2 protein-coding genes are annotated in these 4,095 nt (G+C 39.2%); one reads left to right on the top strand and one right to left on the bottom strand.

Features of this window, described 5'->3' with window-relative positions; all coding sequences use genetic code 11:
* Positions 1-112: 112 nt before the first annotated feature.
* Positions 113-727, bottom strand: coding sequence for a recombinase family protein (locus Q0212_RS00420; RefSeq protein ID WP_297920632.1), 615 nt, complete (start codon positions 725-727; stop codon positions 113-115).
* Between the two features lie 159 nt (positions 728-886).
* Between Q0212_RS00420 and Q0212_RS00415 the strand changes: the two genes are divergently transcribed.
* Positions 887-3,949, top strand: coding sequence for a Tn3 family transposase (locus Q0212_RS00415; RefSeq protein ID WP_297920630.1), 3,063 nt, complete (start codon positions 887-889; stop codon positions 3,947-3,949).
* Positions 3,950-4,095: the final 146 nt, after the last annotated feature.

Here is a 4,095-nt window from a genome sequence, read left to right as displayed (position 1 = left end):
AAGGTAATACCTAGTATAAGACAGGCTGAATTTTTTGCAAGGTTTTGCAAACAACGGGTGAATTTAAACAAACGACAGAAAAGTAGCATAGGATTTTATAGCTGAATGACAGTTAAACGGGCTTCGCCTTTTTTAACCCATGCCTTTTAAGCCAGTGATGTAAATTTGCTTCCGTTGTGTGATAACGCCTTGCAATAAACTTTTGAGTTGCTCCATTTGCTAATAAGCCTTCAATTTCTGGTCTAAAAACATCCAATTTACTTTTGCCAATACCTTTAGGGCGACCCAAAGTCATTCCTTGAGCCTTTTTGAACCTTAATGCTTCTGTCGTTCGCTTAGAAATTAAATCGCGCTCAATTTCAGCTGCCATCGAAAATACTAGGGCAATAATCTTACTCTGAATGCTATCGTCTAGCTGCCAATCCCCTTTAACGGAATACACTCGAATACGTTTTTGCGTAGCCAACGCCAATATTTCCATACACTCCAACATACTTCGGCCTAAGCGTGACAGTTCCGCGACAATCATCACATCACCTGCCTGTAATTGCTCAAGGATGTTGGCAATATGCCGCTCTCGCCAAGGCTTACGACCCGAAATTACTTCTTCAACGAACGTTACTTGACCTAAATTATGATGGTTAGCAAAAAATAAAATATCGGCCTTATTTTTCTCAAGGTCTTGGTCTGCGGTTGAAACACGCAGATAAGCGATTGTTTTACTCATGCTATTGCCTGCTATTCAATAAAAACCAAGATACACGATTTATTTTATTGTTTTCGTTATTTCAATATCAATGAGTTGTGCTAACTATAAATTATTGTATAAATGTTCATTTTAACAATAATATTTTTATCGTTTTCGATTCTATGGTGAGTTCATCTAATGGCAAGAATGAAAATATTCAATACACTGGAGCAAGCCGCCTTTGATTCTCCCCCAGTCTTTAATAGTGTCGAACGTAAGCAGTTTTTTGCATTACCCCTCATCCTGAAAGATGTCATCATCAAACTACGCACACCCACTAACAAGGTTTGTTTTTTAGCCACTGTTGGTTATTTTAAAGCTCGACGGAAATTCTTTGCAGGTCAGGTTAATGTCGCTGATATTGAGTATATTGCACGTCAACTGAATGTCAGCCCAACAGAGGTTGATGTCTCTACCTATACTAAGTTTGCGTGTCATCATCATCAACGCATTATCCTAGATTATTTTGGATGCCGCCCTTTTGATGTAAAAACAGTGGCTTTTGCTAAAAGTGAAATAGCTATTTTAGTACCTGTTCAATATCAACCTAAAAAAATACTTATTGAAATTATTCAGATACTTACTCGTGAAAAAATCGAAGTACCCAGTTACAATATATTGGCAGATCTTATTATTTCAGCCATTAATCAACATAAGCGTAAACTCAGTCAAATTATCGATCAGAGCCTCAGTGAAAAACAACGAGGTCTGCTTGATGCACTGTTAGAAAAAGAAATCGATAATTCAACGATGGAAGGATGGCATTATCGCCTTACTCTCTTAAAACGCCCCTCACAATCGACATTACCCGCGAAAATCAAAGCTAATTTAGCCGACTTAGATGCTCTGCAAACACTCTATTTAGACATAAGGCCTATCATTTCACAACTTCACTTGGGTCATGAATGTATTAAATATTATGCCTATTCGGTGATTAAATCACAGATTCCCCAAGTATCACGTCGAGCTGCTGCTGATCGACGCTTACACCTCATTGCATTTGTAGCGTATCAGACCTTTAAACTGAATGACACACTGATTGATACGTTGTTAAACGTTGTACAAGCAACAGCCAATAGTGCCGAAAAAGCTCAAAAAGATGCCTATTTTCAAGCACGAGAACAACGCAGCCAATCTCTGGTTCTATTAACCGATAAATTACGCCATTCAATTCGTGAAACGTTGTCATCCATTAAAGATATTGTGGCTAATGCAGATCTGAGTGATAGCCAAAAAGTCGCTATGATTGACATTGCCCTGAGTGCGCAGCCTGCTAAGGCCACGTTGGAGACTCAATTGGATGACTTTAAACGCCAAACGACCATACTGTATCAAGGCCAAGATTATTTGTCCTCACTAGAACTGAACTCGCTTAAACTTCAACTCCGTGTGGCTGATATTATACGCAAAATACAATTCTCGCCCAACTGTAGCCTACCCAATTTATGGGTGGCACTGGTGTATTATCAGCAACGAGAAGGACATATTGATAAACAAGCCCCCGTTGATTTTCTGTCTGCTGAGGAACTGATGGCACTCACCACAACGGAAGGTAAATTTCGCGTATCTCTCTACAAGGCTTTATTGTATGTCCGTATTGCTGATGCAATTAAATCAGGCGCATTGAATTTAGTCCATTCTGAAAAATATCGTGCTTTCGATGAATATTTAATTCCGAAAGTGGATTGGCAGAATGCCCGTGCAAACTATTTACATCGTGCGCAACTAGAAGAATTTGTTGACTGCAAGGCAACACTTCATCAACTAGGCGAGGCGGTTGACAAGGGTTATAGCAAATTAAATCAACGTCTTAGCTCTGAACAAAAAACGTATCTGACATTGCGAAAAGATGGGTCGTTTCATGTTAGCACACCTAAAAAAGAGGATGTTGACTGTGCACCTTTAGGCTCTTTTTTCCCAGAGAGAAAATATATCTCAATGTTAGAGATGCTAGCGACGGTGGATAAGGCAAGCAATTTTTTGGATGAATTTGAGCATTGGCAAGTCAAATACCAACGCGCTAAACCAAGCAAAAAGCTATTTATGGCAGGTGTGATTGGCTTTGGTTGTGATATTGGGCATCGTAAACTGGCACAAACCTCTAAACAAATTGATGAGGGAGACTTAGATAACGTCATTAATTGGTATTTTTCACTGCAAAACGTACAAAACGCCAATGACCGCATATTGCGATTGCTAGATAAAATGAACTTGCCCAATATTTACAGGAGCGATGCTGACATATTACATACTTCTAGTGATGGGCAAAAATTTGAAGTTGCGGTTGATTCGCTGAATGCGAATTATTCATTCAAATATTTAGGTAAAGACAAGGGAGTGAGTGTTGTCACATTTATTGATATGCGTGATTTAATGTGGCATTCCGCTGTCATTAGTTCCTCTGAGCGCGAAGCAGCATACGTGATTGACGGTTTGATGCACAATGATGTTATTCAAAGTGATATTCATTCAACGGATACGCATGGTTACTCAGAGGTTATCTTTGCTGCAACTCATCTCCTGCATGTTGGCTTTGCACCACGCATTAAAAACCTAGGGCATCAGCATTTGTACGCATTTAAAAAACGTCAGCATTATCAAGACTTAAACTATACTTTATTGCCAGATAAGACAATTCGTGAGGATTTAATTGTGCAGCAATGGGATGAAATACTGCGCTTTGTGGCCACTATTCGGTTAAAAATGACCACAGCTTCTCAGCTATTTAAGCGATTAAATTCCTATTCTCGACAACATCCGCTATATAGTGCGTTAAAAGAGTTTGGCAAAATACCCAAAACATTGTTCATTTTACAATACTGCGACGACTTACCATTAAGGCAGGCTATTGAAAAACAACTTAACAAGGGTGAGGGATCAAATAAATTTTCGCGAGCTATTTCTTTTGGGCATAATCAGGAATTTACCTATGGCGAAAAAGAAGACCAAGAAATTGCTGAAGGCTGTCGCCGTTTAATTAAAAATGCCATCGTCTGTTGGAATTATTTATATCTTGCACGGGCATTGGCAGATGAAAAAGATGAAGAGCGCAAATCTACGTTAATCGAAGCAATTCGCAATGGCTCAGTCACGACTTGGAAGCATTTTAACTTGCATGGGGAGTTTGATTTTTCGGATGAACGGATGATCGACTCTATGGGGCTGATACCTCCCAGAAATATCAGTATTAAACGAGAGTGAAAATGGGAGGTCGAAAACCTGTTGAAGGCATTGGTATCATTTAGTTTCCGTGAAATCCTATGCTACTTTTCTGTCGTTTGTTTAAATTCACCCTAAATACGGCGCAGAACCTGGGAAGTTATTTTACACCCATATTTCTGATCAAT

The organism is uncultured Agitococcus sp., from assembly GCF_937920075.1.
Taxonomy (GTDB): domain Bacteria; phylum Pseudomonadota; class Gammaproteobacteria; order Pseudomonadales; family Moraxellaceae; genus Agitococcus.
The sequence above is the reverse complement of the archived record's forward strand: the minus strand, read 5'-3'. Positions and strand labels throughout refer to the sequence as shown.